We start from the raw sequence: 18,688 nt of genomic DNA on the forward strand, positions 1-18,688 counted from the left end.
ATATCACAAGCCCATGCTCTTTCTATATTCATTTGGCGACATACCAACCATTTGTTTAAACACCCGGTTAAAATAAGGTAATGTCACAAAACCGATCTGATCCGCGACTCTATAAATTTTCATCTCAGGATCCAGCAGCAGTTGTTTGGCTTTATCAATTCGAACTCGATTTAAGTAAAGAATGAAAGTGGAACCCGTTTGCTTTTTGAACAAGGTACTGAAATACGATTCACTCATAAATGACATTTCTGCTATCTTTGCAGGTTCTAAATCCTCGGCATAGTGACTTTGAATATACTCACATGCTTTTTTGATTACGATTTTGATGTCGGATTTCGAGTGATCCTTATAGTGTTTCACCCAAGTTTCCGTTAAAGTCTGAACATGATGCTTCAACTCCGACTCTTCCGTGCCAATGATCGAAATACGTTCAAATTCGGGGTACACACCTGCAATAAGTTCGCTCATTTTGTTAATTAAGATACGAAAATAGCTGGAACGGATGCTTGGATGAGTGACTTTCAGCTTTAAAATATAGTTCGTAAGCGTCTGCTGTTCCAGCATGAGCTCTTGCTTATCCAACTCAGAAAGTTGTTCAATAAATGATTGTATCCGTAAGCAAGCATTGCGCATCTCCGTAAATCCTTGGAGTTTTTGAATGGATCTTTTCAATGCTCCGGATAATTCTTCCTCATTAATCGGTTTGAGCAAGTATTCAGACACTCCCGAACGCATCGCTTGCTTCGCGTATGTAAAGTTGTCATAGCCGCTCACTATGATAGGAACGATCGGAATGTTGTATTGCGAGATCTGTTGGATAAGCCATAATCCGTCCTTCTTTGGCATCATGATATCCGTAATTAAGATATTCGGCCAGCTCTCCTGTATGTAATTCCAAGCTTCCTCACCATTAGCCGCCTCTGCCACAACAGTAAAATCCAGGTCTAAGCGCTCGATCATTTCCGTAATTGCGCTGCGAATCCAAATTTCATCTTCTGCTACAAGTACTGTAAACATTCCTATAATTCTCCTATCTTCCTAGTTAGTTTAACTGCTTGCCCATGATCAACTCATTCTATCCCACTTACTCTTAAGGGAAGGAAATTTCGCAAACTTACTTTTCACTATACCACACCAATTCTATTACATTTGTTAGAAATATTTCCAAGGATATTGGTTGGTTTAACTGAAAACCAGTACCATTTCCATTGATTACTACAAACAATCCAACCCAATTGGTAAAGGCGACGAATTCAATACATGCCCCTTGCATTCAACTTGAGAAATCAAATAGCCCTACGATTTCTCGTAAGGCCATTATCAATTAACCCTTATTCTCCTTCATATGCTTCCTTGGCAACAGATAAGCCTGCATAATCTCCAACATGCTCCCCCAGTCCAGCAGGAACAATCTCACACACATCTAGAGCCAACGATAAGGCTTCCTGTCTCAAGGTAGTCATGACAATAGGCTCGAGTAGCTCTTGTTGCCTCCCATAGATACTACCGATAACGATTTTTTCGGGATTGAGTACATCTACCAACATAGCAAGTCCTTTCCCTAACTGACGACCTACCACATGAAAGACATCCCGTGCGAATAAATCCCCTTCTTGCGCTGCCTTTCCTACTATTTCAGCAGACAAACTGGCCAAATCGTTCATATTTTTACAAAAGGATGGTGCACTACCTTCTTGTATAGCTTTCATCGCCATCGTTTGCGCGAGCTTGGCAATACCCCCGCCGCTACAAAAACCTTCAAATGACCCCATTTTTCCATATCCCACTGGTCCTTCAGCATCTAAACGAACATGCCCCACTTCACCTGCCATGTCATTCGTTCCTTTATAGAGTTGTCCGTTAAGAATGAGACCTGCCCCCATACCTGTACCGAAGGTAAGAAAGACCATGTTTTTACAACCCTTCCCTGCCCCCAAACGCCATTCAGCTAACGCACAGGCATTCGCATCGTTCTGTAAGCCAATTGGGATGGCATAACGTGAACGAAAAGGAGTAATTACGTCAATATGATTCCAATCTGGAAGATTTGGTGGGGAAAGAATGAGTCCCTTCTGACTATTCAATGGACCTCCACAACTAATGCCAAGTGCCGCAGGTGTCCGATCAGGATGCTTGCTAATGACAATTTCTAGTGACCTTGTGATTTCATTGATTGCCACGCTTGGCATAGACGGAGTAGGGAAACTAATTTTGTCTATAATAACGATTCGCTCATTTCCATTACTCCCAAACTCACTGCACATTTAGTTCCGCCAATATCGATTGCTGCCAGCGTGGTCATGTGGGAAAAAACGCCTCCTCTAGCATACTACATAGCGCATGATAGATGGGCGGATGTCTTTCTTGTATCTCAGTCGTTCTTTCCCAAGGAACACATATGGCCACATCACAAAGCGACTTCATTGCACCTCCGCTATAACCAGAGAATCCAATGGTTTTCAATCCTTGCATCCTGGCAATTTGCAATGCCCGAAGTATATTAGGAGAGTTACCAGACGTGCTAAAAGCAATTAAAACATCTCCCGGACGTCCATAGCCGTATACTTGCTGAGCATAAATCATTTCTGGAGAAACGTCGTTAGCATAGGCGCTTATCAACGCTGAGTGACAAACGAGTGAAATCGCTGGCAACGCGCCTTGCAGCTTTTCGACCATGCTGGCACCTTCCCCCGGGTATTGAAGTTCATAACTCTCTCTAATCAATGGGGGCAATGGCCTCTTAGACATAAATCCCTTCATTAATTCACCAACAACGTGGTCGCAATCTGCCGCACTTCCACCATTTCCACATAATAACAGCTTGCCATTGTGACGAAATGAATTGTATAAAATTTCATATCCCAATTCAATATCTGGCAAACAATCACTTAACTCTGGATAACGTGTGATCATTACACGCAAAATAGGATTCATTCAACCATGCCTCCTTTTTTACAAAGACTATCTCTGCCCGGCAGTTTATTTCGGTCTTGTAAGTTTTAAAATGACTATATTTCGACTACTTTCCGATGTTCTGCTGATTCATAACAGGCATATACAATCCGCTGCGAGGTAAGATACACTTCCCCTTCAGTTTCAAACGGGGCTCCGGACCTCAAACAATCAATAAAGTGCTGCTGAGCTCCGGTTGCACAACCGCCATTCCAGCCTTCGGGAATGGTATACCTATGCTCTTGTTCTACGGAACCTCGTAACGTAACATAAATCCGTCCATGTTCATCTAATCGCAGTTTCCCTTGCTCGCCTTCAAGGATCATCCACCCATAGGCTGGCGGGCGCTCTATTTCGGTATACACAACCCGATTGGCATCGAGTACACCTGTCATCCCGTTCCTAAAATCGAACTGCACAATAACAGCGTCCTCTCCTTTTACAACCGGATTCCACGTCCTCTTTTGACAGTAAACAGATTGGATTTCCCCGAATAAATAACGGTAGGTATCAAACCAATGTACAGCTGTTTCATAGAGCAGCAGCTTATCCATGTCCTTGAAATAGGGCTGGAGCGGGTAAGGGGACTCACCGTAACCATCCCCCGTTCGCATTGCGGAATACACATGAAACAGTCGACCTAGAACTCCCGTTGAGATGATCCTTTTGATTTCACGGTACCATCCTGACCATCTCCAGTTTTCGTTAATCATAATGGGAACGTTACGATCTGTGCAATATTGCACCAATTCCCGGCTTTCCTCTTGTGTAGGTGCAACCTGCTTTTGACACAGAACTGGAATGCCCCTATTCGCAGCCTGTTTGACATAATAAAAGTGGGAGTCAGGCGGGGTGCAAATATCCATAAAGTCCGGCTTCACCCACGCGATCATTTCGTCCAAGCTGTTGCTTGCATGCGCAATTCCGAATCGTTCACTTAACCGAATCGCGTCCTCCTTATGAAGACTCACAATGCCACCAATTTCGGCTCCATTCACCCGTGACCAGGCCTCCATCTGAATATTGGCAAAATGCCCTGCCCCTATTGTAATTCCCTTGCGTGTTTTCATCTCTTCACTCCTGTCCAGACGCACCGGTGATCTCCTGCACTTTACGGAAGAAAGCCATCTTACGCTCCGTAGAAAGTCCCCAGTTGACGGGCACGCTCTGGTAGCCGTTCAGATAATCATTTGCTCCTGGATCAAAATATCCCCATGATACGCCCAATTGGATTGAGCGAATGAGGTGATTATCCTCCAAGTCAAAATCGAAATGATCATCCTCGTTATTCACGATCGGCTGCCCGCGATAGGCTGTCTTCCTGCGCACCGCTTCGATCTGCAATGGCAGCCAATTCATGTCCATCCCGTTGCCATGGATAAGAATGAAGTCCGACAGTTCGACCACCCGGTCAGTTGGAATGGAGCCGCCTATAAAGCTGGTACCAACAGCCAGTTGCTGCTCGGGCGAGATAGCGCGAGACATGATTTGGACCAGCTCGATTAATTCCGTAATCCGGTCAGGCTTTAAGATCGGCTGATAATACTTCACGTTGTCGCACTCGTTCGCGATCTCGATCAGCACGTTTGTATAGCCTTTGTCGTGCAACCAGGCTGTCGCATTGGCAGTCGCTTGTTGTACAGCTCGCTCGCTTTCGAATCGATTATCTTGGCCGAAGTAAAAATAATTAAGAATAACGACCATGCCTAGTTCATCGGCTTGATCCAGAATTACTTCCAGACGATTCATGTAAGCGATATCGAGCGAACCGTCCGGAAGGAATGCTGAATTGCGCCAAGGCTGGCTCCTGGAATAGCCCTCAGGACTTCCCCCTTGCAAACCGAGCGTGAAGGCAAGCAGACCGTGGCTTCGCCATTCCTTCATATGCTGGGCGAATTCCCTGGTGTTTCGATCCGGGCACCATACACCTGTATCGGGATACGCCCATCGATGCTGAGTCTGCGGATTGCTGTCGTCAAAAATACCTTGAACCATTCGCGAATTTAGCAGCAGCCCTTCGATGGAGCAGTTATGCCACTCTCTGCATTTATAGGTGAGCTGTCCGTTGATGAGAAATTGACCGCCATTGATCTGCACGTGCGTGTGCCGTCTCTTGCTCATGACCCATCTCCTAGGTTGTGACTTCTTTTTTGCCGGGAACGACATGCCCTCCCCAGCACTATACAGCTATCTCATGATTTAAGCTTTCTACTAGCAAAAGCAGCGCCATCGATTGGCCATACGCCATTGGACATATCGGAATATCCCGATATTCCTGCAGGGTGCGTCCCATCCCAGTACCATAGGATACTCCCTGTACGATACCATCCTCGGTAATCTGCTCTTTAACGGCAGCAAGCGCCTTTAGCGCGACCGATTTATACGTCTCATCCAGCAGCCCCGTGCGCACTGCCTTTAGAATTCCGTAGGCAAAACCTGCCGAAGCCGACGTTTCCAAATAAGAAGATGGATCATTCAGCAGCGTATGCCATAGCCCTGACTCGGACTGCAGCTCGGCCAAGCTCTTAACCTGCCTCTCCAGGGATGACAGCAGGAACCACCGTACCCCCTCCGGAATAACCGCCATATCCAGGTAATCAATGAGCCCGGCGGTATACCACGCATTGCCGCGTCCCCATAATGCATTGGCAAAATGATGATGCCCTTCAAAGGTCCATCCGTGGAAGAACAACCCGCTAACAGGATCTGTCAAATATTTTAGATGAACGAGAAATTGCCGAATACTCTCTTGGATATAAGTATCATCCTGCAGCAGAATTCCCATCCTCGTGACAAAGAGGACCGTCATATAGAGCGTATCGTCCCATATCTCCCCAGGATTACTATGGCCAGACACCACATGCTGAAATCCGTGCTCGGTTGTACGTGGCAGCTCGTTCATGGCGTAATGCGCCCATTCCTTGCATAAGTTCAAGTAGCGCTCATCGCCAACCTCCTCATACAGATAGGTTAGGGTAAGCATCGGGCACATCGTGTTAATATTTTTGTCCGGCAGTCCCTTAGCCATTTGTTGATCAAACCATGTACGTATGTAATCCAGAATGTCTCTTCGTCCTGTTGTCTTGTAAAATGAATAAAGGGAAAACAATCCTACCCCCTGCGGCCATTCCCAGTTATCCATGGAAATAATACCGATCGGGCAAGTTTCATCCACCGCGCCGCCCTTTAGCTCCTTTAATTGCTCAATGACCATGTTAATGAGATGCAGTGAATCTGTTTTATAAGGAATACTCATGCGTGTATGAACCCTCCTTCATCCTGTTCAGTTAAGCTAGAGAAATGGCAATCTGCTCACATCGAGCCCCGTAATGAAGAGTCGTGGATTCTCCGGAATCACGCCTCCAATTTCCACATATTTAATTCCTTCGCTAGCTGGACTGTATTCACATGCGAGCTTAACGCCTCTGCCCTCAAATGACGTACGGCGGAGCGTCGTCTGCCGGGAATGTGCATGCGCCGATGCTTCATCTCGAATTAGCGCTTGAGCCGCTTCTTCTTTGAAGGCTTCAAAACTTCCAACCTCGGACTCGCTGACGATTTGTGCAACAAAGCCGTTGCCAGTAAGGACGAACGCTTCCGGCTCAAAATCTCTGCAATCGCCTTCATAATTCATGAAGGAAAGCAGCAAATAGCCATTCACTTTCTCGATTCGGACGGCATGCTGACGCCCATGGTTCGTCAAGAGCAGCGGGTGAAACGCCATGTATACAGGTCCATCTTTAATAAAGACTGGCACCGGCAGCACAGACGCTCCGCATAAGTCCGTCAAACGGGTTTCACCTAACCAGACTTCCTCAGGATCTCCGTATTGACATGGCAAAATGATGGAAAGCCTCATGCTGCTAACCTGCAAACGCCCCATCACTTTGGGCTTGTAGAGCACCATGACCGTTCCCTTATCTTGGATCGCCAGTTTGCGTCCTTCGTCCCACAATAAACTATCTGCTGATGTGGATGACAGGCGGGCGTAAGTATTTGTCTGTCCCGGCACATGATCATTCAACACATATCTGGCATATACCGCACGCGTATCCTGTTGTGCTTTCGCTTCCGACACTCGGCGATACATGAGGTGAAAAGAATCCGTCTGGACACCGTTATGAAATTCATGCGTTGAGGTACCTAACGCATAGTCTTCTTGCATGTACGTTGTAATAAGGCCAACGCCAGCTGGGTATTCCACCATATCGCGTTCCAATAAGGGATTTCCATGGGGCAGCCCACTTGCAGGTGCGTCAGTCGATGAGCTGAATTCTGTCGTTCCGATCACCTGATACGGATACGTTTTGTTCAGCGCGTGATGGACGTGTTCCTCGGGACAATGGTAAGTCGTATTCAGAACATCAGCTGCGCTTACGTGCATGAAAGCTGCACTGTGATGGATCGACTCCCCGTATTCGCCTTCTTTGGAGGTAAATAGCGTATTACGAAGATGAATAGGCATCTTGTCGCCGAACAGCGCATACAAAGCGAAACGGGAATGATGCGTATGCCCAACGGAATCAACCGTATAGGCACGTGAATACGGTCCTGCTACCTGAGACGTCGGCAAGTGAAGATGGCTGAGTTGATCCATCCATATGCGTTCCTCACAAGCCAGACTGATTTGCTTCAGTTCGCCTTCTTCCAAATAATTGGAAATTTCAGCCAATGCGCGTAATTGCACACCTGTATATGTCGGGCTATTGAACTCCGTTGCAAAGCCACGTCTCGTTAACAAGCTTTTCAGTTGATATAAACGTTTAACTCCCACAGCTTCAAACGCCGGAAGGTTTAAGAGTCGCCCGCCAATAAGCGTAATAAAAGTACTCATGCATGGAAAGTTATCGTTGACGCCTACGAAATCCATATCGGCATTTCCGCTGGTCATCATACTATCTTCCAGATATGTATACAGCTTCGTATATGCTTGAACGGTCAGAAGTTCCTTATATGAACATAAGATTTGAATCGCCGTCATCGGTGCAAAATGGCATGAACGAAAAGGTGTCGTCACAATGATGCGATTCGCCAACTTCCTGGCTTCTTGACTTTCGGAAGCTAAGAAGGCACGCGCGAACCATAGGCGTTCCCGCATGCCACTGACGCCAGGAGGTCCATGATAGATCCCCTCCTTGTCAAAGTCGGCAAGATGAAACTCCACCAATAAGTTGATGATTTCTTTGGCACGAAGCTGCTGGCCTGCGATATCGTAATAACGTTGCATCCGTTATCCTTCTTTCAGTGCGTATTTAAGTTGTGACTCCCGAAATTCACCAGGTGTCATGCCCTCAAGTTTCTTGAACACTCGTATTAACTGCTGCGCATTGCTATATCCCACTTCTTCTGAAATCTTGGCAATACTGAGCTCAGATTCCAATAGTAGCTCCTTCACCCGCTCAATCCGATACCGAATGACATAATTAATGAAGGTATCGCCAACTTCCTTTTTAAATAATTGACTCAAGTAGGAAGGGCTCACACGGAAATAATCCGCTACAAACTGGAGACTTAAATCTTGGGCATACCGATCTGCGATGAACTCCTTGGTTTGATCAATCATTCCTTTGGTACGATTCTTACGCAAGGTCTGGATATAGGCAATAATCGGAATAATAACACTGTTCTTAAACCAATCTTGTATCGAATTCGTACTTTCCAAGGCTACTAGATCTGCATAGGGATTATGATTGCCAAACACATTTGTCAAATTATCTTCATACTCTTGAAGCACCCGGATCATGGATACGAGCAGCTGTACATAATAGGTCTTCATTAATTGCAAGGTAATGCCTTCTTGTTTCAGATGCACGCCAAATCGATCTAACTCATGACTAGCTCCCTCTGCATTGCCATCTCTCAACTGCTCGAGAATCGATTTCTCGATATCCGACGGATAAATAAACGTTTCATTTAACGGGTAGGCCGCGTCGCGATAAGAAATAACTTCATTTCCTTGCTTAAACCAATTGTCCTGAATCGTCTTGAGCGCATCATTATACGACAATGCAACATGATATAGATTATCAACCGTTCGTCCGATGGCCAGTGTAACCGACTGCTTCAAATACATCTCTACGGCATAACGGATCGCTTGAGCGAGCTCTGTCGGTTCATGTTCGATAGCATCCTCTTGCAGATTTAATAAAATAACAGCATGTCGCGAAGTCAGGACCGTTTCGCCAACGATTTTACTTTTCATCAATTCTTTGGAAATGTTAGCCACAGAGAATAGAAACAATCGCGCGTCTTCACTGGCGAATCTTGCCCCATCCAAAGGGTTATCCATTTCGATGACGATGACTGAAAAATAAGGAGCTTCAAAGAGAGGTTTCACTCTCGCATTCTCGACAGAGCGACTATGTAAATCACCGAATAGTACGGATAATAAATACTGCTCCCTCAGCAAGGGCAGCTGTTCCTGCCATTCGGCTTTGACATCATCTACCTCGTCCAGAAGTCCGGCTATGCGATATTCAATTTCATCTACACGATGATGGTATGAGAAAACTTGCTGCTTATCTTTGGACGAAGGCTTACTGTTTCTGCCCTCTCCGAACACTAATTGGCTGATACGTCTAAGTCCGCGTTGGAAAACATTATAACTAAAGAAGAAGACAAGCAGCGCCGCAAAGCAGAGTATCAGCGTAGTGATCATAATGAGTTTCTTGAGCAGCTCTACACTGTGCATAGTTGCCTCTTCCGGAATTAACATGGCATAGGTCCAACCATTTAGCGTAGACACTTCATATTGTGCATACATGTCATCACCATCAAGCTTAAGCGTTGGAGATGACAAATCACTTGATTTGGACGTATTGAAAATCGTTTGAGCTTCGGCAATCGTTACATTAGCAAGAGGTCCGCCTTGCGCAATTAAAGTGCCATCCGGACCGAAGATAAGTAGTTTGCCTTTCGCACCAAACGGATACGAACTCACACTATCAACCAAGTAAGCGGTATCAATGTTAACGATGAGTGCTGCCTTCATTTCTGAATAAAAGAAGGGCAGCATCTGCATGTACGTGATGACTTCTCTGGAAGCGCCCGTTGTTTCAGCAAATACACGCGGAGTAATCCACAAACTTAATTTCCGCTGTGCCACAGCCTCTTCCAGAATGGGTAGCCAGCTTTTATCCGTCAGCAAGCCGTCTGTCACGTTGGTAATTCGCCAAGCGCCTCCTCCTCCGAGGACAATTTGCTGCTTAGCATGATATAAATAAGCAGAATGTAGGGCTGGCATAGAGCTGACAAAATTAGAAATATCATTAATGAGCGTATTCGATTGGGGCAGAGAGCCAATCGTTGGCGATGCGTCGACTTCCATGAATCCCATCACATTCGATTGCGCTGAGAATTGGGAACTAAATTTCTCTACTTGGCTTACCAGACGATCCATCTGATCACGTACCTGCGTAATCGCCATCTGGGAGGAACGACTAACTTCCGATTCTACGATGCGACTTCCTGTCACATACATAGTCGTACCGAATCCTAGTACTGGAATAATGGAAATAATCAGCAGCACAACGATTAATTTTTGACTAAACAACTGTCTGGCCCAGTTAAACGCGCGCATACATTCACCATCCTTCATTATGAATCAATGGATATTTCAACCATTCACTATCATTATAAAGGATATCGGTAACTTACGAACAGCAGAAGAGGAGAAGCCTACCTCCCAGCTTCTCCTCTTTCAGCGCAACATGCATCCCTTATTTCTTCATACTGGCATACAATTCATTCGCTTCTTTTTCAAGCTGTGTACCGCCTTTGTCATTCCATTGCTTCACGAAATCATCGAAATAAGATACCGGCTTGTCACCACGAACGATCGCCGCATAAGTATCTGTTTTCAGTTTAATCAGATCTCCCCAAAACTTTCCGGAAGACGGCAAGCTGTCCGATTTACCGAAAATGTCATTGACCGGTTTGTTATACGTTTTGAAGGCATCCAAAATGTTTTTATTGTAGTATTTAGCAACAATATCAATATTCGGTTGAGCAGCCCAAGCTGTTGTACCGTTAGCAAGATCCGGAATTCCTTCTGCCTGCAGCTTGCTCGGATCAGTGAATGCTCCTATACGTTTTAACCCTGCGCTAACGCCGGCAGCCGGATCATTGAAATCATAGTGCTTCCCTTTCTCGCCCCATGCGAGTGCCAGCCAAACTTCTTCGTTGTTTTGAATTTCGTCAATAATTTGAAGTGCCTTCTGCAATTTTTCAGGAGATTTCTCCAGTTGCTTGCCGAAGGCCCAGATGTTGCCTGCAGTCCCCCAAGCCCATGCGCCGGATTTGCCTTGTGGTCCTACTGGCGGAGGGCCAAACACTATGGTTCCGTTCGGATTCGCTTTTTTCAGCAAACTGATGGCAGAGTTTGGATTTGATTCATCGACTGCGGAAACATTGGAGTTATCGTTAAACGCGAATTTTCCTTGCGTAAACTTAGGCCCCAAATCTTGACCCGTGACGAAATCCGGATCGATATAGCCCGCTTTATACCACTCTACCAGCTTGGTAAGCGCTTCCTTGGCTTCGGGTTGAACAGCGGCATTCACAACTTTCCCATCTTTCAGCATCCATTGTGTCGGCTGTACGCCATAGGCACCAAAGATGGAGTGGAATTGATTGTAGTAGGAATTTCCAGGGGTGCTCATGCCATATACACCGATTTTCTTCAATGCTGCGAAGGCGGCCGTGAATTCGTCAATCGTCTCGGGCACTTTCGTAATCCCTGCTTGCTTCAACAAATCGGTGCGCCATGTTTGCTTCGCATTGAATTGTCCTGTGAAGTAGAAAGTCGTCAAGCCATAATTTTTCCCGCCTACATTACTGTAATACCACCCTTGAGGGGCTTGCTTGTCTAGATTCGCTTTGGTTCGAGGCGCATATTTTTCTAACAAGCTCTTAGGCACTTCTGCAAGTAAACCTTGAGAAGCATACTTATTTAACTCGCCTGGATCAAATACGAACATAACGTCCGGGATCTCACCGGAAGATAATTGCAATTGCAGCTTTTGCTTATAATCGGCATAAGCCGTCGTGTACACTTTATTTAATTTAATATTGAATTTCTTTTCCAAATATTGCGAAGCATAATTCGATTCCGTCGATACACCGGGAAAATTGACCCAATTGAATGTCAGCGTCTGAGCCGGTGTCGCAGCTGCTGTACTTGGAGCCGCACTTGAAGCGGCTGTCGGTTGTGAGGCTGGTTCTTCTTTCGTACACCCGATTAACGTTAAGCTTGCTGCGAGTAGCAGCGTACTGCCTTTCATCCAATTGACCCTTTTCTGATTAGTCATCTTTTTTTGGCCTCCTCATATCTTTCATCATAATATGTCAAGTCTATTTAGACCACATACCCACGTCAGGAAAGTACAATTAACCTTTTACAGAGCCCATCATGATGCCCTTAACGAAAAATCGTTGGATAAAGGGATAGGCTAACAAAATCGGAAATGAAATCGTAAGAATCATCGCTGCTTTCAAATTTTCAGGTGTCACTTTGGTCACTTCGACCAAGTTATACTCTTGCGCCAGATTCACTGTTCGATCAATAACCCGATGCCTCAGGAATAATTGAAGAACTTCTCTGGACTTGCTATTCGTATAGATCATCGCATCAAACCAGGCATTCCAGTGAAAGACGACGACCCATAGTCCAATGACCGCTAAAACAGGTGCCGATAACGGTATCACAATACGCATGAAAATACCCCATTCCGAAGCACCATCCATCTTCGCAGACTCCATGATTTCCGCGGAAATCGACTGAAAGAAATTTCGCATCACAATCACATTATAAGCACTTACAGCTCCAGGTAAAATTAGTACCCAGAACGTGTCGATTAAATGAAGCTGCTTCATCAGCAGGTAACTTGGAATTGTCCCACCGCTAAACATCATACTGAAGACGAACAACTTCATGATGGTAGATTTGAGAGGGAAGCCTGGCCTTGAAATGGGATAAGCAGTCATCGCTGTCAATAACATAGCTACGAAGCTACCGACGACGGTTCTAAGAATTGTATTCGTATAAGCAACAACAAGTTGCGGATCGTTCACAACTTTGCGGTAAGCTTCCAGCGTCGGATTAAGGGGGATAATTTGAAACCCCGTTTTGTAAATATCTGCTGCCTCGCTAAGGGATACCGTAACTACGTATAGAAATGGATATAGGGTGATTAACCCAAACAAGCATAGAAGCAATAAATTCACATGTTCAAATATGCGCTCGCCTTTCGTTTGTTGCATAGGCTATTCCTTCTCCCCTTCTCAGATTTTTACCACAAGCCTTGTTCTCGATCATAGAGCTTAACAAGCCAATTCCCAGCTACTACCAGGAATAAACCAATCACTGATGTAAATATGCCAGCAGCCGCACCCAGCTCATAATCCATGCTTAACAGACGACGTAATACATACGTATCCAAAATGTCAGCTCGAGCGGAGTTGGTTGGTGTGGTCAAATTATAAATTTGATCGAAACCTACCGATAGGAAATGACCAATATACAGAAGTAGCATGATGATCACTGTCGGCATAATCGAAGGAAGCGTAATGTGCCATATTTGTCGATACCGGTTCGCTCCATCCACGACCGCAGCCTCATACAGGGTGGGGTCGATCGAAGACAAAGCGGCAAAATAAATGATGGAGCCCCAGCCTACGCCTTGCCAGATGGCAGAACCCAACACGACAACGTAAAATTTGTTCGCATCCAGCATCCAGTCCACGCGATTCATTCCCAGCGCCTGCAGCGTTTGGTTCACAATGCCGTCTGTTCCAAGGACAGTAAAGAGGATCCCCCCCAGAATAACCCAGGAAAAAAAGTGAGGCAGATAGGAGACCGTCTGAATAACTCTTCGCGCTTTCTTTTGCCGGACTTCATTTAACAGAATCGCCAATATAATCGGAGCCGGAAAAATGAATACGAGCTTGAGCACCGCAATCATCAGGGTATTATAGAACGCTTGGTTAAAATCATCGCCTGCGAAAAGCCTGCGGAAATGGTCCAACCCTGCCCATGGACTCGCCCATATGCCGTTCAGGAGCTGAAAATTTTTGAAAGCAATGATTATTCCGTACATCGGTACATAGTGAAACAACATAAATAAAGCGAATCCAGGTATAAACATGAGAATAAGTGCACGATTCTGTATACATGCCTGAGCGAATTCAGCGAATTTACTTTTTGACCGGGCAGCCGGCCTTGCTGCATGTCGATTCTTACTCTCGATTACTGCTTGTCGACCTCTTAAGCTCAAACCTTTCACCTCTTCATCTTGTTGAGTGGGTTGTCATCACCTACTGTAGCTGTAACGCATATTCCACTTCAATGATCAGTATTTCACCGTTAAAAACGGTTAAATATCGCCGAAACATGCCCTATTCAGCCTTATTCCACTGGTATGATGATTATTTTATGATCCCTTCGTCAGGGTAACGCAATTCTGATTTGCGCGCATTCCCCCAGTGATCGAAGCCATGATAGCCATACTCATGACTTGGCGTATATCTCCGGAAGCCTTGCTCCGGTTGCGGATCCCATTCCGCTAAACCGCCTGCAGCCGTATCACGGAGAAGGGATTTCATGCCTTCCCCGTTGCCGTTACATGCACTTACTGCATATTCGTATACGTTTGGTAGTCCGCTTATTTCCGTATCGATCCATTCGCTGGCTGCCCCTTCATATATCAAATGGAAAAGCTCGGCACCTTGAACTCTGCGATACAGCTTATATCCGCGAACACCTAGTTGTCTGCCCCATAGGATTCGGTAAGCGCTCCCCCACTTCCATACTTTCAATCCTTCCGGAGCCAATGGCACACGAGTCGTAACATAAACAGGATAATCATGCGACCACTTCCCACATTTGTCCGCATGGCAAGCTCTCACTCTGAGATGGATTTTCGATTCATTATCCAGCCCGGTCAGCAAAGTGCGCGTACCCGAAATCTCCTGACCGGCAAGCGTCCAGCTTTGTCCGCCATCCTTGCTTTGCTCCATTTGATAGCCGCTGGCTCCTTCTGCATGCCGCCATGTGACCTCTGCTTGATGGGACGAGACAACTACCGATGTAATTTCCGTTTCTTGCGGAGTTGGTGCCAAATTCGTCCATTCCCACGTATAACTGCCTTTTGGTAGATGGAACGTGAATGAATGGTTCTCCGAGAGTTCTGCTTCATATTCAACAGCATTAACATAGAGTCTGTAGCCGCTTGCCGTCTCACGCTCCTGCCATTCCACCTTAATTTGAACACGTTGAGCGCACTTCACTTGCCCAGACAGCCTGCCTCCTTGGATAATAAAAGAAAGCCCGCTTCCGTTCGCTTCCTGTTCAATAGGCTGTACCGTCACCTTCACACCTAAAGCTCCGATGCTGGTTCCCTTAAATAAGGCAGCTTCCGCTTTAAACTCGCCGTACAACCGTACAATGCCCGCATAGCCTGTGAAACTGCAGTGTTGATCGGTATATTGAATGATGCCGCCATCTCGGAAAATGCGATCGGTTCGCCCTTGCAGCTTAACTTCTGCGCCATATTCCGTTCTTCGCGTGTACGTATTGTAGTCGCAATTCAATTGGCGATGCGTAACCACCGTCAGAAAATCGCCTGACCCATCATACACGACTCCCTTTGATTTATGAGTAGTCCTTAATGGATCCTGCGTCGCGTCCGCTGGGATCCCCGGCAGCACTTGAACCCCTTTGACACCTGGCTTGAGTTGATCAATATGGGGAAATGGCTCCCCCTCCTTGACGAACCAGGCAAACCTTCCTCGCACACGCATGTCGCCAACCTGATCGTACACGACGATATAATCATTCCCACTGAGCAGTACACTCCTGGATTGATAGAAAGGTTTCGCATAGTCACCGGCATTCGCCTGAACGAATTGCGCAAATCCGAAATCATACAGCGGTTCCGTCAGTTCATTTCTGCCAATACTTCGATATTCATGACCGACCAGAACACCGAAATTGCTGCTCGCCTGCACATCCCCCATATCATAATCGCCTACGTCTTCCGGTCTGTTATAGCTGTAGCGCTTGCCTGCCGCGTAGTAATACAGCACACCGCATCCGCCTTGACCGGCCCTGCCCCATCGATAATTAGGTCCTTCATCAATTTGCTGAAGGTGGACAGATACTTCACTTTCCTCTCCGACCGCTGCCCGCAAAATATACCCATACCCGGTATACTTCATCGATGCCAATCGTGGCCGGGTTCCTTCATTCCCTCTCAGATTAGGATCAAAGAGGACATGGTACAAATTGGACTTTGGTATTCGCTCTTCGTGGGTCACCGCGTCCTGCTTGCAGACGTACATGAGATATTCCGCCAATAGCGGCTCATAATGAACTAACCGCTCTGCGAGCAAACGCACGGATTCCGTTGGAACCATCGGATCCAAATGTACGCCGCTATGCGCCCCCTGTGGCGGATAGGTCCGTTTGCCATCCACCGGGGCGCTTAACGTATTCAGCATCCACTCGGTCCACTTCGTGATATTCGGGTACATGAGTACATTGTCGCCAAATGTGCGGTAAATGAGGGTGCCGGTTTTCATCATAGGCACAAGCGAAGCCCAGTTATAGCAACCCAGATTTTCCGTCCATCTACCTCCCACACTATCCCAAGCTGGAACATCTGGACGAATATGATACTTCATATTCCGCGCCATAGCCTTCTCAAACTGCGCCACCCAGTTGCCGGCATGAGGATGGTTGGGGAACAGCGAAGCCATCAAAGCGGGCACAGATCTCATATCAGCCAGGAAATTCGGATGTCCTGCCAACATATTGTCGATCGGCATAAAGCATTCACTGCTATGCGCGTAAGCCATAAAGGCAAAACATGCTTTAAAGTCATCAAACTGCTGATCCGTCATTTTCGTCGACGCCATATCAAATACCGGCACCCAACTGAAAAACTCCCTTGCCGATACAGGCCCTGCTTCATAGAGCTGATTCATGTTATGCGACAAATGATAGATCATCTCTTCCATAAAGGCAGGCGTGAAAGGCTCCTTCCTGACGCCGTAATGCCACACTTCTTTACCTGAAGCCGGCATGCTCTCTTCTGGGAAATATCGAGGATATTGGCTTCTATCTTCCTTCCAACGAAGAATCCAATCCTTCACTTTATTTAGATGGATAAATTCATACCAGAACCATAGGAATTCTACGTAATTCTTTTGCTCATACTGGTCATTCTTCTCACTCTTATAGATCGCTATAGCTGTTGTTCTCGTACCCGAAATGAATGGATATTCCCATTGCAAAGTACCGCTTAAATCCATATTCATGCAATAGCGAAAACGTATAGCCGTGTTCTCAGGTGATCCCCACAGCGCGTACTCCGGATACTTCCACTGCTCAGCACCTTTCACGAATAGAGCTGCACTTGTCCCCTTGTGAGTATCTGTAAATGAAGCGACAGCCGTACTCCACCAACTGTTATAACTAGCGTAAGGTAATAATTTGTAAGGCAAATAATCATTGTCATCCTTATACAGGTCTACCTTCTCATTTCCGCGATTCCGGGCGTACCGGATTTGCGGTTGAAACTGCTCCCAATTCAAGACGAGTTTACCTTCGTATTCCTCCGTAAAACCAGTCAATTCTTCCTGCATCTCCACAAATTCCATCTCATCAATGATCTTAAGCTGCAACTTGTAGCTCGTTTCATCCGCGAAATGAGCCGTAAGCACACAATCGGCGTACAAGCATCCAGCATTACGTACCTCCAACTCATAAGAAGCCAACGGGACGTTGCTCTGTAAGTACGCTGCTCCCCTGATGTTCTCATTCCCAATCGTGAAAATGGGGTATCTGCCGCTCTCATCAAGCGAAGTCTCACGACGAATGGCGACCGTTAGTACCGTTGTTGTTATCGTCACACAGCCAGCTTCATTTTCGTCCATAACTAACCCCAAGAGTGGAGGTTGACTCTGCATATCAGCTTGTTCCAAGCGATAGATTTGCTTACTACCACTTGGTAAATCTGTTAAGAACGAGAGCGTTGCCTGCCTATTGCTTACCGATTCCGACAACTGATAGCGGTGTTCGCGCTGTTTTTCATCAATCAGTTTATACACTTGTGGATCCGCCAGAGATAGCTCAATTGGATATGACAACAACGTCTTCGGCCAACGGTATTTGTGGTGGCGTAAGTCATCATTCAATCTGATTTCCTTCATATGTAGTTCCTCTCTCTCCGCTATTTCGATTGCAGTTTAAGTCTAGTAACTTTGAATTTCCACTTCAATGATCAAAAATTAAGTTAAGAAAAACCTGAGTCAAACCAAACTAGTCTCGACACTAACGCTTCTGCAACTTTCTGAGCCATAGGTATCGTGGATTCATTCATCGCGGATTTTGCGACAAACCTATTGTATATACCGCAGAAAGTAGCTTAGTTGGATATGTGAAGGGTGGCAGTAGTCATGACACAAAAAATCATTTTCTGTGATATCTACAAGGATTTACCCACCCTCCAAAATCCACAAACCTATTGTATATACCACAGAAAGTAGCTTAGTTAGATAGGAGTGGGGTGGCAGTAGTCATCTCGCAAAAAATCATTTTCTGTGATATCTACAAGGATTCAACTCCCCCTCCAAAATCCACAAACCTATTGTATAAACCACAGAAAGTAGCTTAGTTGGATAGGTGTAGGGTGGCAGTTTTGGCGTTAGATGGTGTGGGGGTTGGGGTTGGGGTTGG

The 18,688-nt window shown here is 46.0% G+C and carries 12 protein-coding genes; all 12 read right to left on the reverse strand.

What is annotated here, in order from left to right; translation table 11 throughout:
- Nucleotides 1–3: 3 nt before the first annotated feature.
- Entirely contained in the window at nt 4–1,017 is a 1,014-nt protein-coding gene (locus J2736_RS10080) for a response regulator transcription factor (protein WP_310226031.1), read from the reverse strand.
- Between the two features lie 314 nt (nt 1,018–1,331).
- Nucleotides 1,332–2,180, reverse strand: a complete 849-nt coding sequence (locus J2736_RS10085; protein WP_310226033.1) for an ROK family protein — start codon at nt 2,178–2,180, stop codon at nt 1,332–1,334.
- A gap of 118 nt (nt 2,181–2,298) precedes the next feature.
- On the reverse strand, nt 2,299–2,934 hold the full coding sequence (locus J2736_RS10090; RefSeq protein ID WP_310226037.1) for a D-sedoheptulose-7-phosphate isomerase: 636 nt from the start codon (nt 2,932–2,934) through the stop codon (nt 2,299–2,301).
- A 74-nt stretch (nt 2,935–3,008) separates the two neighbouring features.
- Nucleotides 3,009–4,022, reverse strand: coding sequence for a Gfo/Idh/MocA family protein (locus J2736_RS10095; protein WP_310226038.1), 1,014 nt, complete (start codon nt 4,020–4,022; stop codon nt 3,009–3,011).
- A 4-nt stretch (nt 4,023–4,026) separates the two neighbouring features.
- On the reverse strand, nt 4,027–5,073 hold the full coding sequence (locus tag J2736_RS10100; protein WP_310226040.1) for a glycoside hydrolase family protein: 1,047 nt from the start codon (nt 5,071–5,073) through the stop codon (nt 4,027–4,029).
- Nucleotides 5,074–5,131: 58 nt separating this feature from the next.
- Nucleotides 5,132–6,208: a beta-galactosidase BglB gene (gene bglB, locus J2736_RS10105; RefSeq protein ID WP_310226042.1), complete on the reverse strand. Its 1,077-nt coding sequence runs from the start codon at nt 6,206–6,208 to the stop codon at nt 5,132–5,134.
- Nucleotides 6,209–6,244: 36 nt separating this feature from the next.
- Nucleotides 6,245–8,179, reverse strand: coding sequence for a hypothetical protein (locus tag J2736_RS10110; RefSeq protein WP_310226043.1), 1,935 nt, complete (start codon nt 8,177–8,179; stop codon nt 6,245–6,247).
- A 3-nt stretch (nt 8,180–8,182) separates the two neighbouring features.
- Nucleotides 8,183–10,531, reverse strand: a complete 2,349-nt coding sequence (locus tag J2736_RS10115) for a helix-turn-helix domain-containing protein (protein WP_310226045.1) — start codon at nt 10,529–10,531, stop codon at nt 8,183–8,185.
- 139 nt (nt 10,532–10,670) lie between these two features.
- Nucleotides 10,671–12,260 carry an extracellular solute-binding protein gene (locus tag J2736_RS10120; protein WP_310226047.1) on the reverse strand — a complete coding sequence of 530 codons (1,590 nt, stop codon included), beginning with the start codon at nt 12,258–12,260 and terminating at the stop codon, nt 10,671–10,673.
- Nucleotides 12,261–12,339: 79 nt separating this feature from the next.
- Nucleotides 12,340–13,212 (reverse strand): carbohydrate ABC transporter permease, encoded by an 873-nt coding sequence (locus tag J2736_RS10125; RefSeq protein ID WP_310226049.1) that lies wholly within the window; start codon nt 13,210–13,212, stop codon nt 12,340–12,342.
- A 29-nt stretch (nt 13,213–13,241) separates the two neighbouring features.
- Entirely contained in the window at nt 13,242–14,225 is a 984-nt protein-coding gene (locus tag J2736_RS10130; protein ID WP_310226050.1) for an ABC transporter permease, read from the reverse strand.
- 151 nt (nt 14,226–14,376) lie between these two features.
- Entirely contained in the window at nt 14,377–18,162 is a 3,786-nt protein-coding gene (locus tag J2736_RS10135; protein WP_310226052.1) for a fibronectin type III domain-containing protein, read from the reverse strand.
- Nucleotides 18,163–18,688 lie beyond the last annotated feature (526 nt).

Source organism: Paenibacillus qinlingensis, assembly GCF_031455095.1.
In the GTDB taxonomy this organism is placed as follows: domain Bacteria; phylum Bacillota; class Bacilli; order Paenibacillales; family NBRC-103111; genus Paenibacillus_E; species Paenibacillus_E qinlingensis_A.